Source organism: Kribbella sp. NBC_00382, assembly GCF_036067295.1.
Lineage (GTDB): Bacteria > Actinomycetota > Actinomycetes > Propionibacteriales > Kribbellaceae > Kribbella.
On sequence record NZ_CP107954.1, the window covers coordinates 5,269,090 to 5,294,013 of the forward strand.

21 protein-coding genes and 2 tRNA genes are annotated in these 24,924 nt (G+C 66.7%); 18 read left to right on the forward strand and 5 right to left on the reverse strand.

Features of this window, described 5'->3' with window-relative positions; all coding sequences use genetic code 11:
- The first annotated feature begins 65 nt into the window (after positions 1 to 65).
- The 3 genes from OHA70_RS25325 to OHA70_RS25335 all read left to right on the forward strand — a co-directional run bounded on the left by OHA70_RS25325 (position 66) and on the right by OHA70_RS25335 (position 1,709).
- The gene (locus tag OHA70_RS25325) at positions 66 to 950 is read left to right on the forward strand and encodes a sigma-70 family RNA polymerase sigma factor (RefSeq protein ID WP_328321799.1); all 885 of its coding nucleotides are present in this window, start codon (positions 66 to 68) and stop codon (positions 948 to 950) included.
- A 50-nt stretch (positions 951 to 1,000) separates the two neighbouring features.
- Positions 1,001 to 1,543, forward strand: a complete 543-nt coding sequence (locus OHA70_RS25330; RefSeq protein WP_328321801.1) for a hypothetical protein — start codon at positions 1,001 to 1,003, stop codon at positions 1,541 to 1,543.
- 93 nt (positions 1,544 to 1,636) lie between these two features.
- A tRNA-Asn gene (locus OHA70_RS25335) sits at positions 1,637 to 1,709 on the forward strand.
- Positions 1,710 to 1,842: 133 nt separating this feature from the next.
- On the opposite strand, the gene OHA70_RS25340 is transcribed toward OHA70_RS25335, so the two are convergent.
- Positions 1,843 to 2,004, reverse strand: coding sequence for a hypothetical protein (locus OHA70_RS25340; protein WP_328321803.1), 162 nt, complete (start codon positions 2,002 to 2,004; stop codon positions 1,843 to 1,845).
- Positions 2,005 to 2,109: 105 nt separating this feature from the next.
- Between OHA70_RS25340 and OHA70_RS25345 the strand changes: the two genes are divergently transcribed.
- Positions 2,110 to 2,183, forward strand: a tRNA-Ile gene (locus OHA70_RS25345).
- Positions 2,184 to 2,377: 194 nt separating this feature from the next.
- The gene (locus OHA70_RS25350; RefSeq protein ID WP_328321805.1) at positions 2,378 to 3,907 is read left to right on the forward strand and encodes a GntR family transcriptional regulator; all 1,530 of its coding nucleotides are present in this window, start codon (positions 2,378 to 2,380) and stop codon (positions 3,905 to 3,907) included.
- A gap of 285 nt (positions 3,908 to 4,192) precedes the next feature.
- Here the strand turns inward: OHA70_RS25350 and OHA70_RS25355 are convergent, their stop codons facing one another.
- Positions 4,193 to 5,407, reverse strand: a complete 1,215-nt coding sequence (locus tag OHA70_RS25355) for a Fic family protein (protein ID WP_328321807.1) — start codon at positions 5,405 to 5,407, stop codon at positions 4,193 to 4,195.
- Positions 5,408 to 5,576: 169 nt separating this feature from the next.
- Between OHA70_RS25355 and OHA70_RS25360 the strand changes: the two genes are divergently transcribed.
- Positions 5,577 to 7,511 (forward strand): ATP-dependent nuclease, encoded by a 1,935-nt coding sequence (locus tag OHA70_RS25360; RefSeq protein WP_328321809.1) that lies wholly within the window; start codon positions 5,577 to 5,579, stop codon positions 7,509 to 7,511.
- A gap of 1,129 nt (positions 7,512 to 8,640) precedes the next feature.
- A complete protein-coding gene (locus OHA70_RS25365) occupies positions 8,641 to 9,333 on the forward strand; it encodes a hypothetical protein (protein ID WP_328321811.1) in 693 nt (230 codons plus the stop codon).
- 145 nt (positions 9,334 to 9,478) lie between these two features.
- Here OHA70_RS25365 and OHA70_RS25370 read toward each other — a convergent pair whose 3' ends face one another.
- From OHA70_RS25370 to OHA70_RS25380, 3 genes are all read right to left on the reverse strand, one after another.
- The gene (locus tag OHA70_RS25370; RefSeq protein ID WP_328321813.1) at positions 9,479 to 10,291 is read right to left on the reverse strand and encodes a hypothetical protein; all 813 of its coding nucleotides are present in this window, start codon (positions 10,289 to 10,291) and stop codon (positions 9,479 to 9,481) included.
- A 53-nt stretch (positions 10,292 to 10,344) separates the two neighbouring features.
- Complete coding sequence (locus tag OHA70_RS25375; RefSeq protein ID WP_328321814.1) at positions 10,345 to 11,604, reverse strand: hypothetical protein; 1,260 nt, start codon at positions 11,602 to 11,604, stop codon at positions 10,345 to 10,347.
- Positions 11,605 to 11,746: 142 nt separating this feature from the next.
- Positions 11,747 to 12,088 carry a GntR family transcriptional regulator gene (locus OHA70_RS25380; protein WP_328321816.1) on the reverse strand — a complete coding sequence of 114 codons (342 nt, stop codon included), beginning with the start codon at positions 12,086 to 12,088 and terminating at the stop codon, positions 11,747 to 11,749.
- Positions 12,089 to 12,203: 115 nt separating this feature from the next.
- Here OHA70_RS25380 and OHA70_RS25385 point away from each other — a divergent pair, with 115 nt between their 5' ends.
- The 11 genes from OHA70_RS25385 to mobF all read left to right on the forward strand — a co-directional run bounded on the left by OHA70_RS25385 (position 12,204) and on the right by mobF (position 24,903).
- Positions 12,204 to 12,452, forward strand: a complete 249-nt coding sequence (locus tag OHA70_RS25385) for a helix-turn-helix domain-containing protein (protein WP_328321818.1) — start codon at positions 12,204 to 12,206, stop codon at positions 12,450 to 12,452.
- A gap of 104 nt (positions 12,453 to 12,556) precedes the next feature.
- Entirely contained in the window at positions 12,557 to 12,955 is a 399-nt protein-coding gene (locus OHA70_RS25390) for a hypothetical protein (protein WP_328321820.1), read from the forward strand.
- A complete protein-coding gene (locus tag OHA70_RS25395) occupies positions 12,952 to 13,473 on the forward strand; it encodes a Pycsar system effector family protein (RefSeq protein WP_328321821.1) in 522 nt (173 codons plus the stop codon). Before OHA70_RS25390 ends, OHA70_RS25395 begins: the two co-directional genes overlap by 4 nt.
- Positions 13,470 to 14,165 carry a hypothetical protein gene (locus OHA70_RS25400; RefSeq protein ID WP_328321824.1) on the forward strand — a complete coding sequence of 232 codons (696 nt, stop codon included), beginning with the start codon at positions 13,470 to 13,472 and terminating at the stop codon, positions 14,163 to 14,165. Before OHA70_RS25395 ends, OHA70_RS25400 begins: the two co-directional genes overlap by 4 nt.
- Positions 14,162 to 16,399 (forward strand): type IV secretory system conjugative DNA transfer family protein, encoded by a 2,238-nt coding sequence (locus OHA70_RS25405; protein WP_328321826.1) that lies wholly within the window; start codon positions 14,162 to 14,164, stop codon positions 16,397 to 16,399. The genes OHA70_RS25400 and OHA70_RS25405 overlap by 4 nt, the downstream gene beginning before the upstream one ends.
- Positions 16,396 to 16,977 carry a hypothetical protein gene (locus OHA70_RS25410; RefSeq protein WP_328321828.1) on the forward strand — a complete coding sequence of 194 codons (582 nt, stop codon included), beginning with the start codon at positions 16,396 to 16,398 and terminating at the stop codon, positions 16,975 to 16,977. Before OHA70_RS25405 ends, OHA70_RS25410 begins: the two co-directional genes overlap by 4 nt.
- On the forward strand, positions 16,974 to 17,642 hold the full coding sequence (locus OHA70_RS25415; RefSeq protein WP_328321830.1) for an RRQRL motif-containing zinc-binding protein: 669 nt from the start codon (positions 16,974 to 16,976) through the stop codon (positions 17,640 to 17,642). The genes OHA70_RS25410 and OHA70_RS25415 overlap by 4 nt, the downstream gene beginning before the upstream one ends.
- The gene (locus OHA70_RS25420) at positions 17,639 to 17,827 is read left to right on the forward strand and encodes a hypothetical protein (RefSeq protein ID WP_328321832.1); all 189 of its coding nucleotides are present in this window, start codon (positions 17,639 to 17,641) and stop codon (positions 17,825 to 17,827) included. Before OHA70_RS25415 ends, OHA70_RS25420 begins: the two co-directional genes overlap by 4 nt.
- The gene (locus OHA70_RS25425; protein WP_328321834.1) at positions 17,827 to 18,576 is read left to right on the forward strand and encodes a hypothetical protein; all 750 of its coding nucleotides are present in this window, start codon (positions 17,827 to 17,829) and stop codon (positions 18,574 to 18,576) included. Before OHA70_RS25420 ends, OHA70_RS25425 begins: the two co-directional genes overlap by 1 nt.
- Positions 18,573 to 20,009 (forward strand): DUF2637 domain-containing protein, encoded by a 1,437-nt coding sequence (locus OHA70_RS25430; RefSeq protein WP_328321836.1) that lies wholly within the window; start codon positions 18,573 to 18,575, stop codon positions 20,007 to 20,009. Before OHA70_RS25425 ends, OHA70_RS25430 begins: the two co-directional genes overlap by 4 nt.
- 238 nt (positions 20,010 to 20,247) lie before the next feature.
- Positions 20,248 to 24,903, forward strand: coding sequence for a MobF family relaxase (mobF, locus tag OHA70_RS25435; protein WP_328321838.1), 4,656 nt, complete (start codon positions 20,248 to 20,250; stop codon positions 24,901 to 24,903).
- The last annotated feature ends 21 nt before the right edge of the window (positions 24,904 to 24,924 follow it).

Genomic DNA, 24,924 nt, shown 5'->3' on the forward strand with positions numbered 1-24,924 from the left:
TTGAATTACATGGCGGTGACCAAGGGTGATCGCGGCAGTATTCCTAGTGACAGAGGGAGACTGCCATGCCTGATCTGGACTGCGACCCGGCCGACATGCACGCCTTGATCGCGTACCTCCGCGACATCGGCCGCCACGAACTACTGACCACCGAGGAGGTCACCACCCACGCCACCTGGATAGAGGCCGGCCTGCTGGCCGCCGATCGCCTGACCTGTGATCCTTCGGTCGAATCCCGCGACGACCTGCAAGCTGTCGTCGTGCTGGGGGAGCAGGCGCGGCGGCGGATGATCGAGGGCAACCTGCGGCTCGTGGTGTCGCTCGCCAAGCGCTACACGGGCAAGGGCATCTCGCTGCTCGACCTGATCCAGGAGGGCAATCTCGGGTTGATGCGGGCGGTCGAGCGGTTCGACCACAAGCTCGGCAATCGCTTCTCGACGTACGCGATCTGGTGGATCCGGCAGGCGATCGGGCGGGCTATCTCCGACCGCTCGAGGCTGGTACGGATGCCTGCTCAGGCGTACACGGATGCCGGCCGGGTGATCGCGGTCCAGCGCGACCTCACCCAACGGCTGGGTCGCGAGCCGACGACCGCCGAGGTGGCCGCGGGTGCTTGCCTCACCATCGCCCGGGTCGAGCGCGCTCACGCCTGGAAGATCCGGCCCGAGTCACTCGATCTGGAGGAGACGGATCAGTACGTCGACGATGAGGCGCTTGTACTGCAGGCCGCTCTGCGACGTGATCTGCATTACCAACTGGAGTTTCTGGAGGATCTGCAACGGGCGGTGGTCATCCTCCGCTTCGGCCTGACCAGACCGGCCGCCGCCTCGGTCGAGGAGACGGCCGCTCTGCTGCGAATCGACGCCGATGAGGTCGTTCTTTTGGAGGCTGAGGCTCTGCGGGTGCTCCGGCGTCGCTGTGCGATCGGATTGCGTGACTATGCCGCCTGACTTTGGGACGGCGCCGTCCGGCGGTTGGAACGGGCTGCGATCATGGCGTTGTGCTGAGACTTCGTCGTACGTCGTGGCCGCGCGAACTGACCGAGGCGGTCGCTATCGCCTCCAGGCACTCTCCGGGCGGCAAAGAGGACATCCTGGCTGCCGTCCAGCTGATCGACGGCAACTGGGTGGCCGGCAGCCGTGCAGCGCTCTACCTGCCGACCGAGACCGAAGGCGCAGTACGCCGGGTCGGCTGGGAGAAGATCGAGCGCGCCGGCTGGGACTCGGAGGAGTCGGTCCTGCGCGTCTACGAGACCACCGCCTTCGGTACTCCGCTACGCGCCACCGAACTCAAGGTCGAAGACCCAGGCCGCTTCGGCCAGCTGCTGCGCGAACGCATCGACGCCAGCGTCCTCGTCCAGCGCCACGTCCCGCTCGCCGGCAAGAAGGGCGTCCGCGTCGTGGGCCGCCGCAACCCCTCCGAACCCGACGCCCCAGTGAGCTGGAACTTCGTTCTGGACAAGGGATTGGAGCCCACCCAACCAGGCCTCGTCGAGCGCGCCGAAGCGGCGCTGGCAGCGGTCCGGGACGAGTTCGGAATCTGAGCTGGAAGCGATCCCAAATCCCATTTTTGTAGTTGGTCCCAGTCCTGCTAACCTACTCAAGTCCTCGGGATCGAGGACGAAGAAGCACTTCGATCCCGCGTAGCTCAATTGGCAGAGCAGCCGGCTGTTAACCGGCAGGTTACTGGTTCGAGTCCAGTCGCGGGAGCAACAAAAAGGCCGGTTCCACACAGGAACCGGCCTTCCGCATGTTCTGCGCCACCAAGTCAGCCGACGCGCCCCAGCTGACCCCGCCGCGCCGCGGCAACCTACCGCCGGCGCAGCCGAGCTTCCGCGGCACCTCAGCGCCGCTTGTTCTCCTTACGCCGCTCGATCGCCCGCTGAATCCGGTGCTGCGGCTGCCCGGTCAGCTTCGCGATCAACGGCACCCGGTACTTGTACGCCGCCACGGCACCCACTACGAGCACCAGAAAGATGAACCAGCCCATCGAACTTCCCTTCATCGGACCTAGCCCCCATCATCCCCCACCCCCCAACCAAAACCCCTCCGTAATCCCCCTGACCCACCCCTGGAATCCGATACCATCACCACGCGGCACCGCCGCACGGGGGCGGTAGCTCAGCCGGTTAGAGCAAGGGACTCATAATCCCTGGGTCGTGGGTTCGAGTCCCACCCGCCCCACACCAAGAAACCCCAGGTCAGAGCGTGTTTGCTCGATTGGTTGAGAGTCAAGCCTTGGCCGTCGTGACATGATTCGTGACATGAAGCCGTGCTAGCTTGCTGCCATGGCTCGTCCAGCTCAGGCACGCAAACGCCCCCGTGGGAACATAACTGCCTTGGCGTCGGGCTCTCTTCGGGTGCGGGTGTACGCCGGCGTGGACCCGGTCACCAAGAAGAACCTCTATCTGGATGAGGTCGTCCCACCGGGTCCCAAGCAGGCGAAGGAGGCCGAGCAAGTCCGAACCAGGCTCCTGAACCAGGTCGACGAGAAGCGCAACCCCAAAACGAGGGCTACCGTCGACCAACTCATCGAGAAATACTTCTCTGCCGCTGATTTGGACGTGCAGACCCTGCGTGGCTACAGGTCCAAGCACAAGACACACATCAGCCCGCTCCTCGGCACGCTGCCGCTGAGCCGCCTAGACATTGAGACGCTCGACTCGTTCTATGCGCAGCTGCGAACGTGTCGAGACCATTGCCGCGGCCGCAAGTACGTGCAACACCGAACGTCCAAGCCGCACGACTGCGACGAGCACGAAGGTGAACGATGCCCGCGCAACAACCCCGAAGGCTGTCGCCGTTGCAGGCGTATGTGCAAAGCGCACGTCTGCAAGCCATTGGGTGACTCGACGATCCGCCAGATCCACTGGATTCTCAGCGGTGCATTGGATCGTGCCGTGGTGTGGCACTACATCTCAGTCAACCCAGCTGAGCACGCCACCAAGCCGGGCCTGCCGACGCCGAACCCACAAGCGCCGAGCGCCGATGAGATCGCGGCGTTGATTCTCAGCGCCTGGGACGCAGACCCCGATTGGGGAGCTTTTCTATGGCTGAAAGCAACCACGGGCAACCGCCGCGGTGAGATGTGTGCCCTGCGTTGGAGTGATCGCGAGCGGCGTCGTGGCGAGCCATCCGCCCTCCGGGTAGAGCGCGCGCTCTACTACGCCGACGGCGGTGAACTCGCCGAGAAGGACACCAAGACTCACCAGCACCGCCGCCTGGTCCTCGATGTCGAGACAGACGCCGTTCTCGATGAGCACGAAGCCAGGGCGCGAGCACGAGCTGAAGCCATCGGTGTGCCGTTCAACCCAGCTGGATACATGTTCTCCTCCGTACCGGACGCGAGCCGTCCGCTCGACATCAATGGAGTTTCGAAGCGCTACGCCGGCCTGGCGAGGCGCCTCGGCATCAGTACCTCTATCAAGAACATGCGTCACTACAACGCGACTGAGCTGATCCATGCTGACTACAAGCTGCTTACAGTCGCAGCCAGACTGGGACATGGGGGCGGGGGCACGACAACCCTCAAGTTCTACACAGCGAGACTCTCGGAAGCGGACCAGCGGGCCGCAGGCCCAATTACCGCCCGAATGCCGCCGAGGCCGACTGCGACCGAGGATACAAAGCTGCCGAGGCCGCTGGCCCTGCCTGATCCGGCCGACAAGGATCTTCAGATCTATGAACGAATCGCAGCAGATCTCCGCGGCGCGATCGATAGCGGAGTGCTTCTCCCCGGCGACGCGTTGCCGACGGAGAAGGCTCTGGCGACTCGCTACGGCGTAGCCGCGAGCACGGCACACCGCGCGGTCGCCTTGCTGGTTGCCGCCGGCGCTGTCACTGCATCCCGCGGCCGACGCGCCACGGTGGCTGGCGCCGGTTGCGGCGGATCGCACGCCGACAACTGAACTCAGGCCCAACCTTGGGCGTAGGTGCTAGCCGCTCGATGAGATGCCGTGGCCAACCAGTGTTCCGGCGGACGCTGCACTGATGTGCCGCAGTTGGTAAGGGGCCACAATGAGCGCTTGCCCGCGGCGGGCTTCTCAAAACGTCTAATGCGACCTAACGGGAGCGCTCGCAGCTGGAGTTCTGAGTGTTTTGAGTGCGAGGACGGCTGCTGAACCGAGAGGTTGAGACCAGGCGCGTACGAGCATGATCACGGTGTGGCCGATCACCAGTTCCGGTGGTGGCGCCTAGCTGCCGGGCGTTGGTGCCGCTTCCGGCGGCTCCGCCCGAGCGGCCAGGAATGCTCGTATCAGGTCGCGATTCGGGAGGATTCCTCGTGGGGTCCTGATGACTAGTCCAGCGCGTGTCAGTTCGTTGAGGTCGCGAGCGACAGTCTTGCTGGTCTTCCCTGCGTACTCAGCGGCTACTCGCGCGCTCAGCACCCGAAGCTTCGCTCGGGGAGTCGGCTCGTCAATTGGGAGGTCAAGTGCGATGTGTCTCTGCCGTCTCCGAGCCGGTGTGTCCTGATCTCGGTAAACGTCGTGAACGTAGTTCTGCCAAGTCACGTCCATCTGATGATCGCGGACAAGAGACAGCTGCTCTCGGAGCTCGTCAACGAATCCCTGGATGGCGTACTGAATGAAGACCTCAACTGGGTAGCCGTCTTCGCGGCTCGTTCGGGCGAGCGCCGCGTAGTACGCCTCGCGGGTGCGATTGTAGTGATCCGACAGGACGTGGCAGGCTGGCAGAGGCACGCCTGCCTGGACTAAGAATTCGAACTCCAGCATCCGCGAGACTCGTCCGTTGCCGTCACCGAACGGGTGAATCCAGGCGATGTAGAGATGGGCCATCAAGGCCTTCATGACATTCAGCGCCCAGTGCATATCGGAGTGCTCATCGGACACGGTGAAGTCGTTGCTGAGCCACGAGCATAGGCGGTTGAGCAGGTACGGGATGTCCTCGGCCGGCGCGCCTCGATAGTTCGCTACTCCTACCGAGTGGTTACGGAACTGTCCCGGCTCCACGTCGGGCTTGCGTGGCTGTCCTCGCAGGATCATGGCATGGTGGCCGAGTAGGTGCTCTGGCGTAACGCGCACCGGCTCGCCTTTCAGAATTCGACGCACGGTGCCGTTGTAAGCCTCGACAATGTTGTCGATCTCCTGACCTAGATACTCGCGGCTTACGGGAAGATCGAGATCGCCCTCGACGCGGCGCATGACCTCACCCTCGGACAGGGTGTTGCCTTCGATGCTCGTCGTACCATGTGCTCCTTTGCTCAGATAGACAGCCATAAGTTGCTTGGCAATCTCAGGCCGTAGCGGGACGCCTGCGATGTGCTCACACTTCGACTGGGCCTCGCCCAAGAGCATCCATGTGCGGTGGCTGAGCCTGTTTAGGTCCAGCTTAAAGGTGAGCCAAGGATGGGTTTCCTCGTAGCGGCGTACGCCGACAGTCGTGGCCATACCGCGACCATACGCCCTGTAGATCGATTTTGAGCCAATTTCTGTCCACCGATGTTGTCCTGTAACCTTGTCCGTGCAGTTGGCCCCGGCCTTCACTCCGACGGTCCGGGAACTGGTGCCCCCAGTGGGACACCACGGGACAACGTGGTCCCAGCGATTGGAGTATGTGGTGCAGCTCAAGTCAGTGCGTGTCCAGAACTATCGGAGCATCGACGACTCCGGTGTGGTGCCGATCGACGACATCACCTGCATGGTCGGGAAGAACGAAGCTGGCAAGACCGCGTTCCTCCAAGCGCTTCACCTTCTCAACCCGCTGAACCCGATCAACGGCAAGACCAAGTACGACGACGTCATGGACTACCCCAGCAAGAGGTTTTCCGCGTACAAGAAGGTGCGCGAGGATAAGCCAGCCAACGTCGTGACGGCTGTATTCGAGCTGACGGACGACGAGATCGGCAAGATCGAGGAAGCCCTCGGCGCTGGCGTGATGACGAGCCGGAAAGTCACGGTGACGAAGGGGTACAGCGGCACGACTTACTACACGTCTAGCTCGGACGTGCAGGTTGCCATCGCGCACCTGACTACATCGGTCGAGGCACCGGACCAACACAAGAAGACCATCAAGGAAGCCACGTCAGAGGACGAGCTGATCGCCGCACTCCGCGCCGTGGATGAGCCGCACTCCTCCGTTACGGACCTGCTCGAGGAGGTGACCGGATGGCGGGAGCAGACTCTCAGCCTGCACATCCTCAAAACGTACCTTGCGCCCTGGCTACCGCGGTTCTTCTACTTCTCGGACTACAGCACCATGAAGGGCAGGGTCTCGCTCCCCGATCTCAAGGCGAAGGAAGCTGCTGGGACACTCAGCGAGTCGGACAAGACTTTCCTGTCTCTGCTGGAGACCGTCGACGCCGATCTCGGCGACTTCGAGCAAGTCGACTTCGAGGCACTGACGCGCGAGCTTGAAGGTGCAGCGAACGGCATCACGGAAGATGCCTTCACTTATTGGCGGCAGAACCCTGGGTTGCGCGTGACGATCCAAATGTCCCAGGGAAACCCGAGCGACCCTGCACCGCTCAACACCGGTCCGGTTGTCAACGTCCGGATCTATAACCCCAAGCACGCTGTGACGGTTCCGTTTGATGAGCGATCACGGGGCTTTGTGTGGTTCTTCTCGTTCTACGCGTACTTCAGCAACCTCAAGGCCGATCACAACCGAGACACCATCCTCCTTCTCGACGAGCCGGGACTGAGCCTGCACGCGTCGGGTCAGGCTGACGTGCTGAACTTCATCGAGGACAAGCTCGCGCCCAGCAACCAGGTCGTCTACACCACGCACTCGCCGTTTCTCATTGACACCCAGCGGATTGACCGGGTGCGCACGGTTCAGGATCTCGACGACGCCGGAACGACGGTCAGTGCGGATGCCTTCAGATCCGACCGTGACACGGTCTTTCCGCTGCAGACGGCGCTGGGCTACGACCTGGCCCAAACGCTGTTTGTTGGGCCGCACTGCCTGCTGGTCGAGGGCCCGTCTGACTACATCTATCTTCAGCTCCTGAGCCAGGCCTGCGAAAGCGACGGGCGCGCTGGCCTCGACCCCCGTTGGGTCGTCACGCCTGTAGGTGGTGCGGACAAGGTATCGACCTTCGTGAGTTTGCTTGGGGCCAACAAACTCAATGTGGCAGTACTGATCGATGCCAACCCGCGCGATCAGCAGCGCATCAAGTCGCTCCAGCAGAACGGTCACCTTGGGGCCAACTCCCTCATCCAGGTGAGTGAGTTTGTCTCCGGTTCGGAGGCCGACTTGGAGGACCTGTTCGACCCGTCCTTCTATTGCAAGCTCGTCACTGGCGCATACGCAGGCGACCTGCCAAAGGCCGGCCTGAAGGTCGGAAGCCTCTCATCCCAGGCTCCGCGCATCACCGCTCGCGTGGAGCACTACTTCAAGGCCAACAGCGTCGCGGGCGGACGGTTGAACCACTACCGGCCCTCTGCCTACTTCCTGTCTGAGCAAAGCAAGCTTCTGCCAGGGCTGAGCAGTGGGACGCTCGACCGCGCCAGCGAGCTCTTCAAGCGTGTGAACGCCTGCTTGGCGAGTTAGTCCGACACGGGTCAGGCTGCCGACTGCTGGAGGGTACCGCGAGATCGGCGGCGCAGACGACTGGAGTGCATTGCTCAATCGCCTCCGAAGACCTATGGATTAAGAGGGCGCGCGAGTCTATAAACCATGCCTCTTTAGGCGTCAGCGGCATCGCCGAAGGCCACACGGGTCGACTTGTGCAGCGCTGGTTGACGCGAGTTCGTGTCACGAACCGTGTCACGCGCAGGCCAGGGTCTGCAGAAGCCGATCCGCGGAAGGGCGGTGCGCAGTGCGGAATTCGGCGCGTTGCTTGGAGACCCAATGACACCGCAACATGCCCTCAATGTCAGTTAAGCCCCAGGTAATGTAGCCGCAGCAGTGCTTACAAACTGGTTCACCGCGAGCTGCGCACGCCTGGTCCGGTCCTCTCGCTCGGTCGCACATGAAGCTTCCGATATGTCACTTGTTATCTCTACGATGTCCGCCGCGAGACGGTGCAGGTTGGGGTCGGATGCTACTAGCTGTAGTCGAAGTTGCGCGTCGATGACTTCGGCGCGAATCCGAAACGATTCTGCCTTGGCCAGACGGTAGCCCTCTCCGTACGGATCCTCGTCACGGCGATGCCAGCGATCGAGGGACACGAGCCGATACCGCACAGCTGCGCCGGCGAATGATGCGCAGGCGTCCAAACGCTCTTGGCGTGACCGCTCCGCAGCGGCCAGAGCTGCAGCATGCTCAGAAGACCGCAACTGCAGCAGATGCGAGACAGCCACGCCGAGCAATGTGCCAATCACAGCGATGCTCGCTGTCACTGCAGCATCCATCCAGGAAGTGCACCACTTTCGGCTGCAACTTGGCCAGACTTCGCGCCGTGCATTTGAATAGGAGAACGAGATCCCGCGCGGTTCTCAGGAACGGACCTGTGGCTCTGGACGATGACGGTCGGTGAGGCGAAGCTCTTGCTGCCGACGCTTCAGAGGCCATCGTGTGTTCGCCGCGCGGATCGAGGCAGACTGTTTGGTGTCGTCAGGCCCGGCCCGGAGCCACAGCCGGTTGTAGCCGCCGCCCGCATAGCGTCGAGGTGCGAGGCCCCGCCGGCAGGCAGGCCCGTGCTGGCGGCGCCAACCAGATGTACGCCAGACTCGCGCTCGTGACAGTTCAGCAGCCTCCGGAGACGCCGAAGTCAGCCCTGGTAGATAAGGCCTTGGCTGGCGGGCTCAGCTCGATCCCGTTGGTGGGCGGCGTCGTCGGCGCCTTCTATCAGGAGTACATGGAGCGCCCGTACGCCAAGCGCCTGGAGCGCTGGCAGCAGGAGCTGACGGAGGTCGTGAACGAGCTGGCCTGGAAGTACGACACTTTGCCGGATGATGACGTTCTGCTCGACGCCATGATCAATGCCACCCGCGTTGCGCAAGCCACGAGCCAGCAGGAGAAGATCGCCGCACTCAGGAACGGCGTAGTGAACTCGGTGGCGTCAGACGCGCCTGACCCGGACGAACAAGCTCGGTTCTTCCGTTTGGTCGATCAGCTCTCGGTGACTCATCTGCGGATGCTCAGGGTTGTCGAGGATCCCGTGTTGTCATACGACACGGCAACTGGCGCCCCGACGCCGAGCCTGAGCGTGGGCGGGGCACCTCTGTTGCTCGGAGATGTGTTTGTGCGCACCATCCCCGAACTCGCAGGGAGGAAGGACCGGCGCGACCTGTTGTTCGATGATCTAGCTAGCGCTCGACTAGTGATTACTGCCGCTTCGGTGGACACCGTGCCGGTGAACCACGAAAACTACCGGATGATGACTGACCTCGGTCGGCGCTTTCTCCGGTTCATCGACGAAACCGGGTGAACGCAAATCATGGCCCACCTCCCGTGCGGGTGGGCCGCTGAGCGATGCACTCTAGATGCTCTGAGTGGGGTCCTTCGGCCTGGCCCGCGAGGAACGGAAGCAGTTCTGCAGTTCGTGGTTAGGGCGAGGAGGTGCTTCGCGGTAATCACGTCGCCGGCCGCGCGGCTAAGTCGGCGCCGGGCTGCGGAAAGCGCGACGGAGTGCTCGTACTGGTGCACCACATTGCGAGCGTTGCGTCATCGTGGCGTTTCGTGCGGGGGTATCGAGCCCCGTCCGGGTCAGACGTTTCGATCTCGCGGACATGAGCGATCAGGCCGTCCGGGCCGAGTTTGTCGAGCATGTCCAAGTATTCCGCCCAGCTGTACAGCTCCATCTGATCGACGGGTCGCGTGGCGCCGTCGGAGGAGATCATCATGCGCCGTACCTCATGGCGGGGGTAAGAGTTGACGACTGCGTGACACGCAGCCTCGGGGTTGGCAGCGGCGACCCACCAGCCGTCGCTGCGGTTTCGGGTGCGAGTCTGGTTCGCGACTAGCGCAGCGATAGCAGCCTTGTGCTCAGGAGTATTGAAGAGGAGGCCAGCAACTGCTGCTGGTTCAGTTCCCGAAATCTCCTCGATTCGTAAGTCGCAGGTCACCTGAGGACCGGCGGCCGTCTCGACAACCACGGCGACGTCAGAGAGGGCTAGCGTGTCGACACTCTCGTCGCCGATCCGGAGGATACCCACCGCGGCGCATGGAGTTCCAGGGTCGCTCAGATCGCATGTGTCGGCGTGTGAAGCGGCCACAGCGGCAAGGCCTTCGTAGAGGCCGTCCGAGAGGGAGAGAGTCGGGCGGCAGGCGAGCGCAGCGAGCGTGCGTGCGCCGAGCTGCTGTGCGTACCAGGCGACGCCGTGGTGGCAGCCGCCCATCGGTACGCCTGCACCGTCCACAACGATCGTGAGGTCGGGTGTTGCCACCACGAAGTCCTCGTTCGGCCGGCCCGGCGCTGCGTCTGTCGTCAGTGAGAACACTAGTTTCCGCCAATCTCTGGTTCGACCGCGTCGAGCATGGCACAGAACCGCTGTACCTCGGGAATGTGGGACCACGGGGCTAGGCCGGATGGCATGGTGCGGCGCAGATCGTCTAGCGTCCGGGTCGAGCCAGTGGCGAGCGCGATGCTGTATGCCTCTTCAGCAGCAGCGGCTGCGAATTCAGGCTGCTCGGCCAGGATGTGTGCGCGGGCCAGAGATCCCAGGTATTGACCGCGGTCGCGGTGGTACTCCCGAGGCAGGCTGTCGAGGACATCAGAGAATGCGTCCACTGCCGCACCGGCTCGGCCTAGCTCGAGTACGCATTTCGCGCGGGCGATCTTCGTGTACAGGCCTAGCTCGCAGTACCGGTCTGCTGTGGGGTCGCCCTCGATGATCTCGCCGTTGTACTGCTCAAGCAGACCAGCGGCGTTGTCGAGCGCTCGGTCCGATTCGCCGCCGTCGCCGGCAATGGCATGACCGTGTGCCTCCGTGACGGCAGCGATGATCCGTATACGGCCAGTCTCGGGAGTGTTGAACCGTTGGGCTGATTGGGCAAAGCGGACGGCGTACTCACCGTGACGTGCCGTGAGAGCTGCAGCTGCTCGCCGCATCATCACGAACGCCGTCATCCGGTCGTCCATGCCGCCCTGAGCCCATTCGAGAGCGCGGGTCGCCCACGTGGTGGCACCTCGAAGGTCTCCGGCGTCCTGGTGCAGCCAGCCAGTGAATTCTGCATAGCCGGCGCCGACGCGCAGAAGCCTGTCCAGTACGGGGCCGCGGGCAGTCTGTTGCATCTGCTCAATGGCGCCAACGTAGGTCTGCATGAGCGGCATAAGAGCTCGCGGACCAAGAAGGTTGTCTGCCGTGTATTGGCTTCGCAAGTTCTGCTCGAACCATGCGAGCGTATCGCTGGTCGGAGCGATGAATTTGCTGCTTGGACTCACAAGGGAGGGGATAGCAAGATTCGGCATGATGCTCGGCTGAGGTGCAACGATTTCAGCCGGGCCGTTGCTCGGCTGTTCCAGGTCGCCGACGAGCACCGCAAACCGCGCTTGTTCGTCGGGACTCGCTTTGCTGAGGAGATAGTCCAGATCCCGCTGGCTGACCATGGACGGGACCATGTTGGGCTCGTGATCCCATCGCCTGACGCCACTCGGTGATATGCCGCCGATCTGGCTGGCGAGTTCTTCCATCGTCAGACGGAGTGCAAAGCGGAGGGCGCTTGCCTTCGCGCCGGTCCAGAGAGCGACCACCGCCACTATCGGCCTCCCCAGTCCGTGCCGTGCAGTCGAGTGCGGTTCAGTGCGGATCAGTGCGGTTGAGTTGCTGTCGCCCTGATCACCACCAGTATTCACTAGTTCCCATGACAACAAGGGCTACCAAGAGGCAGCGGGGACCCGCTCAGTTGGCGGTCCCATCGCTGGTACGCAGACGTTCCTCGATTGCTCCGAGTCTGCGGCTGAGGTCATCGACAGTCGCTCGGAGGCTGGCCACATCGTTCTCCGGCTCGTTGCCGGCCGCCACAAAGACGCCGACGCCGTGCGTTGAGTGGAGGAGGCCCTCGGCGCGTAATGAATCGATGGCACGCCGCACAGTCATGAGCGCGACCCCGAACTCCTGCGCGAGCTTGGGGCCGGCAGGAAGCTGCTGACCCGGTGCTAGCTCGCCTGTGCGGATGGCGTCGCGGATCGCGTCCGCGACCTTGATGTAGGTCGCCGCGGGAGAACTGCTGTTCAACTCCATACCTGAACCGTAGTCCAGCCTAGGTCAGCTAGTCATGGCTGACCGCGAACTCTTGTAGACAACTGCAGCCTAGTCTAGTCTAGACAAGACTAGAGTACTTCAAAGGAGATTCCAGATGAGCGAAGTGAAAAGCGCGAGCGAGGGACACCGGAAGTTCCTCAGTGTGGCCGGCGCAGCGAAGGCGCTCGGGCTGTCTGAGATGACGCTCTATCGAGTCATCTCGGCGAACGCGTTCCCCGCCGTACGCATCGGCCGGAGGTTGTTCATTCCGAGTCAAGCGCTCGACGACATGGCCGCCGCAGCCATTGCAAGCGGGGGAGTAGTCGACGCGGCTGAATGGCGGCCGACGCAGGCCGCGGGATGAGTCGCGCGGATCGAGAAGTACTTCAAGACCGGCCCCGCACAGGCGCCAACCAGAACAGGGCCGGTTCTCCCATCACTCAGGTACGAGTTCGAGAGGTCTACAGCATGACTGACGAGGTGCAGGGCGGCACGGAGTGGGTGCCGCGGTTTGGGATGTTGGAGGTGCCGGCCGAGCGCGCGGCGCTGATCCGGGGGCTGTTCGAGCTGGCCGCGTTTGTGGCCGATCACCCGGAAGTGCCGTTGCCGAGGGTCGAGGCTTTCGTTGTTCCGGGGTGCGGCGACTATGTCGCTGATGTTGACCTGGTCAACGAGGTGGCCGAGGCGCTGGGCGTGACGGCCGGCTTCGGCACGGGGGCGCACTACTCCGCCAAACGCCAGTTCGGGCCGGTCAAGTTCACCAGCGCGGCGATCACGCAGGAAGCCATGGCCGCCCACGACGCGCTCATGTCTTACAGCGACAGCGTGGAGCCCAGCGACGCCGCGAAGGCCGGTGAGGTCGTATGAACGGGCGCACAGAGCTGGAGCTGGCGCTGGCGTGGCGGATGCACGACGCGAACAAAGAGGCGATCGACAAGGCCGACACGAAGGCGGGTTTCGCGGCGACCGTGGAGACCGCGCTGGCGGCGGTGGTGCTGACGCTGGTGTCGCAGTCGGAGGCCGAACCGCTGCCCGCGCGGGTCTTGTTCGGTATCGCGCTGGTCGCGTTGGCGGTGGCGCTGGGGTCGGCGCTGCTGGTGGTGGTTCCGCGCTTCTACAAGCCCGGTGATGTGTTGCTGCCGGGGGAGTTCTTGTACTTCGGCGCGGTCCGCCGCCGCACGGTCGAGCAACTGGTCGACAACCACCTGGCGCCGACGTACGGCCCGAATCGGGTCGCCGAGCCGCTGGTAGCGGTCGTTCATCACGCCAAGCGCCTGGCGGGGATCGCGTGGACCAAGCATCAGTGGCTACGTGTGTCGTTCCTGGCGGCGGCGCTGGGTGTGGTGTTCGCGGTCGCCGGCGTGCTGATCGGTGGTGCGCGATGACGGCGCGGGGCGGATCGTTCGGGCCGGTGCAGTTGGCGCGGTACCTAGGTTGGTGGGAGTTCCAGGTAGCGCGGGCGGTCCGGCGTGGCCTGTTCCCGGCGCCGGATCTGGGCAGCCGTTGGTCGGCCGGTCTCGTGGAACGGTTCGCTGCGCGCGCAGATGAGATCCGTGCCGAGGTGGGGTCGTTGCCGGACATGGGAGCGGCTCGGGCGGCTCGGGTGCTGGCCGAGCGGTTCGGCTGCGAGGTCGCCGCTGATGCGGTGTTCGAGCTGGGGCGCCGCGAGGTGTTCCCGATCACCGATTGGTACAAGGGCAACCCGCTGTTCGACGGCCACGCGGTCGAGGTGTTCAGCGACCGGGCCGTGCTGGACGAGGCGCTGGTGGCAGGTGTTTGTGTGACGGCCGACGACGCCGCAACGCATCTGCGGGTTCGTCGAGTCGACTTCGACCACCTGGTCCGCGCCGGGCTGGTCGCGCCGTCGAGGTGGGTTAGGTCGGGCTGGCAGCGCCGGCGTTCCGCACCGGAGGTCGCACTGTATCGGGTGGCCGAGCTGGACGCGCTGGTCGAGGTCGAGGCGATCGACTGGCCCGCTGTGAGGGCGACGCTGGGCGGCCGGGTGTCGCTTCTGGCCGCGTTGCCCACCGCAACCAACAAGGACATGCACGGCGATGACGGGGAGGTGCAGGGATGAACCGGCGGCCGACGACGACCGAGGGTGCGATGGCGCCGAGGTTCGCGGGCGTGATGATGGCGCTGCTGGCCGGCGGTGTGGCGGCGGTTTGGTTTGACCGCTCGGCGTTGCTGACTGAGGTTGGCTATTGGGCAGCTGCAACCGGGGTTGTGGGTTTGGTGACCGCCGGACTGCTGTTTTGGCGGCTGATGCACGGCGCGCTGGTTGCAGCTCCGTTGTGGGTGCTGCTGGCCGGCGCGGTTGCTCTGCGGCTGAAGGCTCCGGGCGGTACTGCGGGGTGGGTGATCGCTGGTGGGGTTCTGCTGCTGATCACGTTGGGCCTGGTCGCGGTGAACGGACGGCTCGGCTCCGGGGTCGCGACGACCGCCTGGCTTGTGTTCGCCAGCCTGGTACTGCGGGCGCTGCCGGACTCCGTCGCGGTGTCGGCACGGTGGTGGCAGCCGCTGCTTATGGCCGTCGTGGTGCTGGCGGTGACGGTGACGTGGGGGCTGCGGTCGCAGTCGAGTTCGCGGGGTCTGCTGCGCAAGCTGGGGCGCGCGGGCCGGGTCACGGACGGGCTCGCGTCGGGTCGCGACGTGTACCGCACGTCGTCGGCGCGGATGCTGCGTAAGAACGCCAAGCAGGTCCGCCCGTCACTTGCTGAGGTCCCGGCGTGGCGGCGGCGCTTCGTGCCGTTGACGGAGCTGGGCGCGACGATCGCGACCGTCGGCTGGGTCAAGGTTCGCTCCAGCGCGGAGGACCACACCGCGACGTTCGCGGGTCCTCGAGTCGGCAAGACCGGTCTGGTGATGAACCATCTGCTGGATGCTCCGGGCGCGGTGATCGCGACGTCGACCAAGACCGACATCTTGACCGTGACGCGTGGGCAGCGGTCGAAGCGTGGCCCGGTGTACGTGTTCGACCCGGACGGTTTGACCGACGAGGGTTCGACGATCACGTTCGACCCGCTGTCCGGCTGTGAGTCGGCGGCCACCGCGATGGACCGTGCGTCGGATCTGCTGGACGGTACTGGCTCGAAGTCCGAGGACGCCGAGCACTGGGTCGATCTGGCCCGTCAGGCGCTGACTGCGCTGCTGCACGCTGCGGCGTTGGGTGGCTACTCGATGCACGATGTGCAGCGGTGGGTTGCTCACCCGGACTCGGGTAAGGACGACGTGTTGTGGGAGCTGCGGGTCGCGAAGGCGACCGGGCTGGAGCAGCAGGCCAAGCAGTTCTTCACCAATAACGACCGGACCCGTTCGTCGATCTCGACGACGATCATGCCCGCGTTGTCGTGGCTGTCGGTGCCCGCTGCGGCTGCTTCGGCGGCACCGGGCGGGGTCGCGTTCGATGTCCAGCGGCTGCTGGACGAGCGTGGCACGGTCTACCTGCTGGGCTCTGACGATCGCAAGACCGCGCCGCTGGTGACCGCGCTGACCGCGCATATCGCGCGGCAGGCGAAGGCGATCGCGGTCCGGATGCCGGGTGGCCGGCTGGACCCGCAGCTCACGATGGTGCTCGACGAGGCGGCGCTGATCTGCTTGATCCCGTTGGACAAGTGGTCGGGTGACTTCGGGTCGCGCGGGATCACGATGCACATCTCGGTGCAGTCGCGCGCGCAGCTGATCGAGCGGTTCGGAAAGGCCGCCGCCGATGCGCTGATGACGAACGTGACGACCAAGGTCGTGATGGCTGGGTGTGCCGCCGAGGACGATCTCCAGTTCTGGTCGACGCTGTGCGGGCAGCGCCTCGAAGTCGCCGCGACCCGCGACCCGAGCGGCGCCAAGTCGATCAGTGACCGGCACGTGCCGGTCCTGACGCCGGGCCAGGTCGCGCAGCTGCGCACCGGGCAGGCCCTGATCATCCGGCGGGGGATGCCGCCCGCGATCGGGCGGGTCAAGATGGCGTGGACGCGCCGCGACCTGCGCCGCGAGCGGTTCCACAACCGGCCGATTGTGCAGTGGGTGACCCGGCACGGCGAAGCGCTGGAACTCAAGGCTGGTGGCCGTCTCGTCGCCGCTGTGGCCGCGTTCCGCGACGGGAGTTTCGCTGCCGCCGAGCAGCTCGACGCGTGGGTTCGTGGCGGGTTCGCTACCGCGCTTGGCTGGCTCGACTCCCACGATCCGGCCCGCGAGCTGGTGGCACGGCTGCGGCTGGCCGGCGCGATGCGCACCGCGCGTGCCGCACTCGCCGACCGCGACACAGCCCGCTCCGTCGCGTCGGAGGAGCCAGCGGATCGGCAGGTGCAGCGGTGAGCCGCCGACGCACCGGCCGGCATGCCACGCCCAACTGCACGGCGTGCGGAGTCCGCGAGAACACGATCGTGATCCAGCGCGCCCAGCTGGCGGAGCTGCGCCGTGACCTGGCTGCCGTACGGGCCGCTGCCCGCCAGGTCGCAGAGCAGGCGGTGCAGAACCTGCACGGCTTGTTCACGCTGCCGCTGGCCGAGCAGGCCGCGGAGCGCTTCGAGCAGACCGGCTTCGACCTCGACGCCCCGCAGCGCATCCGCGACTACGCACTGGTGTTCATGGCCGAGTGCGCCGGCCTCGAACTGCACCAGCGCGTCAACGTCGCATACGCCCCGTCCGGCAATGACGGCCCGATCGGGGTCGGGGGGATGGTCGTCGACGTGCGGCTCGACCGCGACGGCGAACCGGTCCTGCTGGTTCGCCTCGACGACCGCACTGCCACTTCGACGCTCGTTGCCGCAGGCTACGACCTCGCCGAGGTGGAGACCGACGGTCCGCTGGCCGGGCAACTGCTGATCATCGTGCCGTTCCCGACCCAGAGCCGAGCGATCGCCGACGGCGGCTGGATCGAGGCCACGTCATGACCGGCCGCAATGACCAGGTGAGCAGCCGGGGCATGGAATGGGTGGTGCTGCCGGATGGGCGGCGGTGGCCGGGCCGGGTGCGCAACGGCCTGCCTGAGTTCAAGTTCGGTCAGGCCCCGTCGGGGCTGTCGACGCGTCGACAACTGCGGGAACGGGGGCTGTGCCGCGGTGGCCAGGAGCCGTTCGCGCGGTTGACGTGGAAGCACGATCAGCGGTTCGCGTGGCTGTACGTCGACGCGTTGGCGAAGGCGAAGCGGACGCCGAGCGACAAGCAGCTCGCGGCGGTCGAGAAGGCGCTGGCGGCCAGGAAGGTGTGCGCCGAGTGCGGCCCGGTCGACCACTTCGTGCGCACGACCGACCAGCTGTGCGGCGACTGCCACGAGGCCGGCATCGCCCCCACCGCAGGCGGTACCGACGGGTGGCGCACCGTCCAGGCCTGGGACACCGCCGCCGGCGCAGAGGCCGAGGACGCGTCGATGGCGGCCAGCCGGGCGGCCGAGGCGCTAGCCCGCGCGGCCGACCGCATCAATGCCGCCCGACAGCACGACGAGCGGGCCGAAGAGCTGGCGCGCTGGCACGCCGACGACGCCGCGCAACGAGCCACCGAGGAGGCCCACGCCGGCGCTGATGAGGACTGGACCTACGACGAGAGAGGTGTCGCATGACGACCCCGGCCGGGTCACCCGGTGACGAGCTGCGCGCCTACTACGGCTGCCAGCAGCTGGACGACGCAGGACTGCGCGCGGTGCCTGCCTACGACGAGCACGGCCGCCCGACCGGGCTGGTCGCCATTGACCCCGGCGAGTTCGCCGACTGGCTCGAAGCCCTCTACGAGGAAGGAGACGACTGATGCGCCACGACGACGAGCAAGACCCCGGCACCGCCGCCCTAGCAGCGGTCGCCGGGCTCGCCCGCACGGTCGACTCGCTCGGCCGTGACGTCTACACGCTCAACCAGGCCGCCAAGTCCACCGCGGCTAAGGCCGACCTGAAGGCCCTGGCCCGCACGGTCGAGTCGCTCGGCAACACGGTGACGTCGTTCGAGGATCTGCTCGCGCGGCTGACCGCCAAACCCGCCAAGACCAAGGCCTCCGGTCACGGCGAGGCCGAGCCGGTGCGGTCGTGGCTGTGCCTGCCCGAGAACGACGTCGCGGCGGTCGAGGCGGTGCTGACCGAGCTGCTGCCGTGGATGGGGTTGGTCTATCTGCGCTACGCGACCGCCCGCGAGGAGCTGCCGCCGTGCTGGCTGTGGCATCCCGAGATGGTCGAGGAGCTCGTGTGGCTGATGGACGCCTGGACCGCCGCCTACGAAGGCCCGGAGGCGTCGAACAAGCTCGTCGGTGACTGGCATGACCGGCAGCGCCCCGGCGTGACCCGCCGCATTGGCGAGTACGCGCCGAGCTGTGACGTGCTCAAGCACCGCGACGATGCCGGCCAGGCCGCGGTCACCGTGCCGCTCGCGGCTGAGGCCGACCCGTTCGTGACCTGGTGGGCCACCGACCGCCACAAGACCGGCCCCGAGCCGACCGCAGCACAGATCAAGGCCGGACGCCGTGGCGCCCTGGCCGCCGTACCCGACACCGCTGGAGGCCAGCGATGAACCCCGCACGTTTCTCCCTGCCTGATCTGACCGACCCGAGCACGATCACGTGGCCGATGATCGCCGCCGGCGCCGCCGCACTGCTGATCGCCGTGGCGCTGATCGTCTTGGCGACGCGGGCGATCCGCCGCGCAGTACGGGGCGTCAGTGCAGCGGTCGAGGCCGGGCGGTTGACGACCCGCAGCGTGCTGATCGTGGTCGCGATCGTGGCTGCGCTCGGCGTCGCCGGGATCGGCGGCGCGCGTTCGTTCAACGCGGTCTCAGTGAAGTTCGACAGCCCGCTGGTGCCGTTGGTTGCCGACGGCATGATCATCGCCTGCACCGCGCTGCGCTTGGCGGCGTTGACGCGCGGCTGGCGGATTCCCGGCGCACTCGTCACGACGTATGTGTTCATCGGCGGCACGGTGTGGCTGAACATCGACACCGCGACCGGGATCGCCGACGCTCTCGCGCACGCGCTCGCGCCACTGGCCTACGCCGTGCTGGTCGAGATGCTCGCGCACCTGCTGCGCCTGCACATGAAGCTCGCACAACCGGCGAAGCCGCGCCTGTCCGCACTGACCTGGCTCACCTCCCCGGTGATCACGACCCGCGTCTGGTTGCACCTGTCGCGGACCGGCGAGGACGACCCCGCCACCGCGCGGGCACTGGTGCAGCAGGTCGTGCGGATGGCGTCGCGGCTGGCGACGCTGTGCCCGAGCTACAAGCTGTGGCCGTTCGACGCCGCCCGCGCCGCCCGGACGGCGTGCCTGCAAACGATCCGCGACGGACTGCTGTCGGCCAGCGAACTGGCCGCGCTGCTCCCAACTGCCAACCGGTTAACCCCTGGCGAGCTACTCGCGTTGGTCGACTCCGCCGCCCTTGGCACCACTGGGCGCGCCGGCCAGCCGACCCCGGCGGTCGAGGACAGTCGCGGCGAGCAGCCCGGTGCGCCGGTGTGGTTGATCGCCTACCTACTCGGTGCGCTCCGGACCAGCACGGCCCAGCAAACGATCCAGCCCGGTGCAGCCAGCCCGGCCCAATGGCTGCCCCAGCCCGGTGCAGCCAGCCCGGTGCAGGCACCGGCCCAGCCCGGTGCAGAACCCGTCTCGGGCTGCTCGGATCACAGCGAGGTGCACAGCCCGGCTGCACCGACCGACGAGGAACTGCTGGTCGAGCTGCGCCAGATCGCCGACACCGAACACGCGGGCGCGGCGCTGAGCCAGCAGCAGATCCGCCGCGCGCTCGGCGTCGGCTCTGGCCGTGCGCGACGGCTGGCCGAGATGACCGGGTGGGTCGAACCGGCTCCCTCCCCGGCGACCGACGGCGCGGGGGACCGGCAGCCGCAGACGCGCGGCCAGCTCCTGCTCGTCACGGCTGCCGGAGAAAACAGCGCCGACACCGGACTCGACGACCCCACCGAACTCGATCTCGAAACGAGCAGCAACCGATGACCAAACCCACCAAGGAGCAATCGACCATCAGTCAGCACGAAGCCATCACCTCAGCACCCAGCAACTCGACAACAGTCCTCGCAACAGCCAGTAGCACAAACCCAACCCCAAAGATCGATCATGCACACCCAGGCATCACGATCAAGTGGAGCCTCGACTCCGCTTCGCGTCGTCTGGTCGGCCTGCGCCCGAGGGCGGATTCTGGCCCCGTCGGTCCGATCACGGCAGGCGGTGCGGCATGGCTGTGATGGGCATCCACAGCGGCCACAGCGCCAGCTATCTGACCGGGTCGGTTGCGACCGGCCGGGAGAACTACTACACCGGCGCGGTCGCGGCCGGCGAACCGCCGGGCCGTTGGTCCGGGCGAGGCGCTGCGGCCCTCGGCCTGTCCGGCGAGGTCGACAACCAGGACATGACCGCGCTGTATGAGCGCTACCTCGACCCGCGCGACGAGCGCTTCCGTGACCCCGCCCTGTGGGACGAGGCCGACACGCTCGGCCACACGGGCCGGGCGTACAAGACCGAGGCCGAGGTGTACGCGGCTGCACTGGCCAAGGAGCCCGGTGCATCAGCGGAGCGCCGCAACGAGCTCCGGGCTGAGGCGGGCCGGTCCGTACGCAACAACGTGTCCTTCCACGACGCGACGTTCAGCCCGCAGAAATCGATCACGGTGCTGCACACGGCGTTCGAGGCCGAGGAAGTGCAGGCGCTCGGTGCGGCCGAGGCAGCCCGCGGTGCACTCGCACAGGCGCAGCGGGCCGGTGACCGGCCTGCGGTGCACCGCTACCGCACCGCGGTGCGGGTCGCTGAGTCCGAGGCGGTGCAGTGGGGTCAGCGGAGGCAGATCGTCGAAGATGCGATCTGGGCCGGGAACAGCGCCGCCCTGTCGTATCTGCAGGACAACGCCGGATACACCCGCGTCGGGCACCACGGCGGCGCGGCCGGCCGATGGGCCGAAACCCGCGACTGGACGATCGCATCGTTCTTCCAGCACGACTCGCGCGACCACGACCCGCAGCTGCACATCCACAACGCGATCCTCAACCGCGTTCAGGGACCCGATGGGAAGTGGCGCACTCTCGACTCCAAGGCACTGCACCGGGTCCGCCCGGCCGCCGCGGCCGTCGGTGAGCGGGTGATGGAACAGCACCTCGTGAACGCGCTCGGGGTCCAGTTCGTGATGCGCCCGGACGGCAAGTCGCGCGAGATCGCAGGCGTCGACCAGGCCGTGATGGATCTGTTCAGCTCACGCCGACGGGCGATCACAAAGAAGACCGCGCCGCTGGTGGCCGCGTTCGAGAAGAAGTTCGGACGCGAACCCAACAACCTCGAACTCGCCCGGTTGCAGGAGACCGCGACACTGGCGACCCGCCGGGCAAAGTCGCACGACGGCGAAACCTACGAAGCCCGGTTGCAACGATGGGACGCGCAGCTGCGTGCCGAGGTCCGCGGGGGACTCGGCAAGGTCGCCGCCGACGTGCTCGCCACCCGGCGGCGGCAATGGCTACCGGGCCGGGTCAACAAGACCAAGGTCCTCGAGTTGGCGCTGGCCGACGTGCAGTCCAAGCACGCCACCTGGCGCGCGGCCGATCTGACCCGAGCGATCAGCGACGCGCTGCCCGACAACCTCGGCACCATGAAGCCCGCGAAGGTCGCTCGGCTGCTGGACAAGCTGACCGAACGCGGTCTGGCCATGGCGCAGGAGGTCGACACCAAGAACCGGGGCCAGGCCGGCGCGCTGCCCACCGAGCTGGTCCGCTCCGACGGGTCCTCGGCGTACTCGGCGCCGGGCGCAGCCCGGTACGTGACACCTGACCATGTGCGGGCTGAGCGACAGCTTGCGACCGCGGGCTACGCGCGCGGAGCAGCAGCGATGGCGTGGAGCGACGCGATGGTGTTCGTGCAGAAAATGGCCGAGGACGGCCTAAAACTCGGCGAGGACCAGGCCGAGGCTGTGCGCAACATTCTCTCCTCCGGCGCGAGCGTCGAGACGCTGGTCGGTCCCGCAGGCACCGGCAAGTCCCGTGTCGTAGGCGCATTGGCGAGAGCGTGGGAGGACCCGGCCCTGTGGCAGGGGCAGCGGCACCGGATGGTGGGACTTGCCGCGTCCCAGGTCGCGACCGAGGTACTGGCCGCCGACGGCGTCTCCGCGATGAACATCACCCGCTGGTTGCAGACCCAGCAGCATCTTGCCGACGAGTCCGCGCGCCCCGAGCAGGAGGCGTGGCGGCTGCGCGCCGGTGACCTGGTGGTGGTCGACGAGTCGGCGATGGCCAACACCACCGACCTGGCCGAGATCCAGGCGCGCTGCGCCGATGCCGATGCGAAGCTGTTGCTGGTCGGCGATCACCGGCAGCTTGCCGCAGTCGGTGCCGGTGGCGGCATGGAGCTGGTCACGCAGAACGCGCCAACCCGCGAGCTGGTCGAGACGCGCCGCTTCTCCCAGCCCTGGGAGGGGCCGGCGTCGCTGCGGCTGCGCAACGGTGACACAGCGGTCCTGGCGGACTATCACAAACAGGGCCGCATCCTCGACGGCGGCCACATCGAGTCCGCGCAACGATCGGCGGCCGACGCGTGGCTGGCCGACCACCTCGACGGCCGGCACACGCTGCTGATCGTCGACACGAACCAGCAAGCCGCCGAGCTGTCCGCGCAGCTACGCGCCCGACTGGTCGCCCACGGTCAGGTCGACGACGACCGCACCGTGGCGCTGGCGTCTTCGGGCAACCGGGTGGGGCGTGGCGACCTGATCCAGACCAGGCTCAACGCGTGGCATCTGAAGGGGTATCTCGGGAACATCCGAGCAGCGTTCAACCGCGACGAGTTCGTGGTGGACGCCGTTCTGGATGACGGTGGGCTGCGGGTCGTCCCGCTGATCCAAGGGACCCGGACGCGCGCGCCGGGCCGAGAGATGTATCTGCCCGGCAGCTATGTCCGCGAGCACGTCGCTCTCGGCTACGCCGCCACCGTCCACTCCTCCCAAGGCATGACGGTCGATACCAGCCATCTGGTCGCGACCCAGACCACTTCCCTGCACGCGCTGTATGTTGCGATGACCCGCGGCCGGGCCAGCAACACCGCCCACGTCGTGACCAAGGCTCTGGCCTCCGAGGCCGAGTTCGGCGAGACCAACGATGCCGCGCAGCGGTCAGCGTTGTCGGTGCTGCGGGCAACGTTCGAGCTGGACAACCCGCAACTGTCGGCACTGCAAACAGCGGCCGAGTCCGCCGCCGAAGCACAGCGCCTGCGGACACCGGCCGAGCTGCTGGCCGACGGGATCGCGCTTGCGACCGCAGGCCGCACGGCCGGGTGGCTCGACGAACTCACCGACGCAGGAGTCCTCACACAAGACCAGCGCTACGCGCTGGCCACCGACGACGGTGCCGGGACACTGGCGAGCCTGCTGCGCCAGGTGGAACTCGCAGGCAAGGACCCGCGCCAGGTCCTCTCCGAGGCCATCCAGCAGCGGAGTCTCGACGACGCCCGCAACGTCAGCTTCGTAATCCAGGACCGGATCAAGCAAGCGACTGTGCTGGACACCGTGGGCGAAACCTACGCGGAGCGGCTCCCGCAGATCGACGACCCGCAATGGGCCTCCTATCTGGCCGACCTGGCCCGCGAAGCCGATGCCCGCGCGGAAGAACTCGGCGCTGAGGTCGCGACTGAGCAGCCTCAGTGGGCCGAAACCCTCGGCCCGCTTCCCGCCGAAGACGACCCGCTGCGCGCCGACTGGATCAAGCGCGCCGCCCAGGTCGCCGCACACCGCGAGGTGATCGGACACGACGCCGCCGACGACGCGCTCGGCCCACCGCCCAAGCCAGGGCAAGTCGAGGCGTATGCGTCTTGGCGGACCGCCTGGCGCGCGCTCGGCCGGCCCGAGGCCGACCGCGCCGAAGCCGAGATGTCGCCCGGCCAGCTCCGCGTCCGGGTCCGTGCCTACGAACGCGAGAAGGCCTGGGCGCCGCCCTATGTCGGAGAGGAACTGGCCGGAACCCGCCAGGCCGCCGAGCAGGAGCGCCGGACCGCGACCCTGCGCAACGCCGAGGCCGATGCGAGCCCCGACGAGGACACCCGCGCGCAGCTACGTACCGAAGCCGAACAGGCCAAAGCGCTGGCCGAGGCGCTCGACCTGCGCGCCACCGAGCTGCAGAAAGCCGACGACGCGCGGGCGGTGTGGCTGGCCCACACCGCCGAGACCCAGGCCGCCGCGATGCGCGCCGCCGACGAGCTGCAGCAACGCGGCATCGACAACACCGACACCGGCCCCACCAGCGACGAGCTGCTTGACCAGCTCGAAACCGAGGACCGAGACGACACCGACGATCTGCGGTTCCTCGACGAGCACGACCTGACCGAGGTCGCTGAAGCCCGCGAACGCGATCTGGCGACCGCTCGGCCCGGCGACGAGTTCGTTGAGGCCGAACTGGTGGACGACCAACTCGCCACCGGCCCGGCCGAACAGGTCAACGAGGCCGAGTTCGTCGACGCCGAGATCGTTGCCGACGGCATTGACACGGACGAAGGTGCCGACCACCGAGCCGTCCAGCGGTCGGCCGACCCGGCCGAGCAGCAGGCGGCACGGGAAAGCCAGGTACCGGCCGACGTTCGCGAGATCGCATCGACCGAAGACAAGGTCGCCGAGTCCGATACCCCGCGGGTGCCGAGCGCGGAGGAAACCGCCGAGGCGGCACGACGGGCGCAGCGGGCGCTGATCGAGATTCAGCACCGCAGCACGACCGAACAGCACCACGAGGCCGACGAGGCCGCCCGCGAAGAGGAACTCGCCCGCTGGCACGACGACGACCAGGCCCGCGCCAGTGAGGCCACCGCAACTGCCAGCCACGACGACACAGCACACGACGCCGGCCCGGTCATGGACCGGTACGACGACTAACCACCCCCAGAACAGGAGCAA

What these genes read in the sequence shown, in the direction of transcription:
- OHA70_RS25405 (WP_328321826.1), top strand. Translation starts at nt 14,162, where the DNA reads ATGAACCGGCGGCCGACGACGACCGAGGGTGCGATGGCGCCGAGGTTC.
- OHA70_RS25340 (WP_328321803.1), bottom strand. Translation starts at nt 2,004, where the DNA reads ATGAAGGGAAGTTCGATGGGCTGGTTCATCTTTCTGGTGCTCGTAGTG.
- OHA70_RS25325 (WP_328321799.1), top strand. Translation starts at nt 66, where the DNA reads ATGCCTGATCTGGACTGCGACCCGGCCGACATGCACGCCTTGATCGCG.
- OHA70_RS25430 (WP_328321836.1), top strand. Translation starts at nt 18,573, where the DNA reads ATGAACCCCGCACGTTTCTCCCTGCCTGATCTGACCGACCCGAGCACG.
- OHA70_RS25380 (WP_328321816.1), bottom strand. Translation starts at nt 12,088, where the DNA reads ATGGAGTTGAACAGCAGTTCTCCCGCGGCGACCTACATCAAGGTCGCG.
- OHA70_RS25390 (WP_328321820.1), top strand. Translation starts at nt 12,557, where the DNA reads ATGACTGACGAGGTGCAGGGCGGCACGGAGTGGGTGCCGCGGTTTGGG.
- OHA70_RS25425 (WP_328321834.1), top strand. Translation starts at nt 17,827, where the DNA reads ATGCGCCACGACGACGAGCAAGACCCCGGCACCGCCGCCCTAGCAGCG.
- mobF (WP_328321838.1), top strand. Translation starts at nt 20,248, where the DNA reads ATGGCTGTGATGGGCATCCACAGCGGCCACAGCGCCAGCTATCTGACC.
- OHA70_RS25420 (WP_328321832.1), top strand. Translation starts at nt 17,639, where the DNA reads ATGACGACCCCGGCCGGGTCACCCGGTGACGAGCTGCGCGCCTACTAC.
- OHA70_RS25415 (WP_328321830.1), top strand. Translation starts at nt 16,974, where the DNA reads ATGACCGGCCGCAATGACCAGGTGAGCAGCCGGGGCATGGAATGGGTG.
- OHA70_RS25355 (WP_328321807.1), bottom strand. Translation starts at nt 5,407, where the DNA reads ATGGCCACGACTGTCGGCGTACGCCGCTACGAGGAAACCCATCCTTGG.
- OHA70_RS25395 (WP_328321821.1), top strand. Translation starts at nt 12,952, where the DNA reads ATGAACGGGCGCACAGAGCTGGAGCTGGCGCTGGCGTGGCGGATGCAC.
- OHA70_RS25400 (WP_328321824.1), top strand. Translation starts at nt 13,470, where the DNA reads ATGACGGCGCGGGGCGGATCGTTCGGGCCGGTGCAGTTGGCGCGGTAC.
- OHA70_RS25385 (WP_328321818.1), top strand. Translation starts at nt 12,204, where the DNA reads ATGAGCGAAGTGAAAAGCGCGAGCGAGGGACACCGGAAGTTCCTCAGT.